1 protein-coding gene is annotated in these 1,428 nt (G+C 70.5%); it reads right to left on the bottom strand.

From position 1 onward, the window contains the following. Window positions 1-1,428, bottom strand: a 1,428-nt coding sequence (gene rluB, locus CBW50_RS28365; protein ID WP_253252022.1) for a 23S rRNA pseudouridine(2605) synthase RluB, incomplete at both ends; no start/stop codon positions are given.

Below are 1,428 nucleotides of genomic sequence, written 5' to 3'. Positions count from 1 at the left end.
CCCTGGCCGGCCGCGCGCGGCGGACGACCCTGGCCTTGCGACACACCGTCGAACGATGCCGACGAGCGCGGCTGACCGCCCTGGAACGGACCTTGCGGCTGGCCGCGGCCAGGACCCCGGGCATCGCCAGGACGGCCGGCGCCGCCTGGACGGCCCTGGCCTTGCGGACGGGCAAACTGGCCTTGCGGCTGGCCACGGCGCGGCGCGACAGGGAACGGATCGGCGTTGCGGTTGCTCACATCGATGCGGTTGCCATTCGGCTCGTCATCGCGGCTGGCCTTGCGCGCTTCGCGGCCCTTGGCGGCGCCGGCGGCGCGCGGGTCGCCCGAAGGCGGCATTTTCTTTTCGATGCCGTAGGCGGCCAGCAGGTCGCGCACGGTGTTTTCATCCATCTCTTCCCAGCGGCCGCGCTTCAGACCGCTCGGCAGGGTCATGGCGCCGTAGCGGGTACGGATCAGGCGCGACACGGTCAGGCCGATGGCTTCGAACATGCGGCGCACTTCGCGGTTGCGGCCTTCGCCGATCACCACGCGATACCACTTGTTGATGCCTTCGCCGCCGCCATCGGCGATCTTCGAGAACTGCGCCATGCCGTCTTCCAGCTCGACGCCGGCCAGCAGCTTCTGGCGCATGCCCTCTTCCAGCTCGCCCAGGGTACGCACGGCGTACTCGCGGTCGATGCCGTAGCGCGGGTGCATCAGGCGGTTGGCCAGGTCACCGGAGGTGGTAAACAGCAGCAGACCTTCCGTATTAAAGTCGAGGCGGCCGACGGCCAGCCACTTGCCCGCCTTCATGGTCGGCAGGCGGTCGAACACGGATGGACGGCCGTCCGGGTCGTTGTGGCTGACGATTTCGCCGGCCGGCTTGTGATAGACCAGCACGCGCGGCGGTTTCTTGCTCACGCGGCGCTGGATCAGCTTGCCGTTGATGCGCACGTGGTCGGTCGGCAGGATGCGCTGGCCGATGTGGGCCGGCTCGCCGTTGACGGACACGCGGCCCGAGATGATCAGGTCTTCCATGTCGCGGCGCGAACCGAGACCGGCTTCGGCCAGCACCTTGTGCAGCTTCGGCGCGTCGTCGTCGGACGTCAGGTCGCGGCGCACGGCCGCTTTCTGCACGCGGCCCGTGCCGCCGTCTTCGCTGTCGAACGCGTCGGAGGTAACGAACGAGAACACGGCGTCGGCATCGCTGACCTTGCCGGGCGCAGCCTGGCGGCCCTTGCCCTTCTTGCGGCTCTTGCCCGCATTCTTGCCGGCGCCCGGCACGTCGTTGCGCGGACCGCGCGGCGCGCGTGGCGCGGACACGAGGTTGCCTTCGGCATCGAATACGTCGGCGGCCGGCGCGGCAGCTTGTCCTGCGGCCGGCGCGGCATCGGCTGCCTGCGGCGCCTCGGCGCGCGGCGGCTGGCGCAGCGCGCGTTCGGCCTGC

The sequence above is a fragment of the Janthinobacterium sp. GW458P genome, from assembly GCF_002127585.1.
Taxonomy (GTDB): domain Bacteria; phylum Pseudomonadota; class Gammaproteobacteria; order Burkholderiales; family Burkholderiaceae_D; genus Janthinobacterium.
This window is presented reverse-complemented; position numbering and strand designations above follow the sequence as displayed.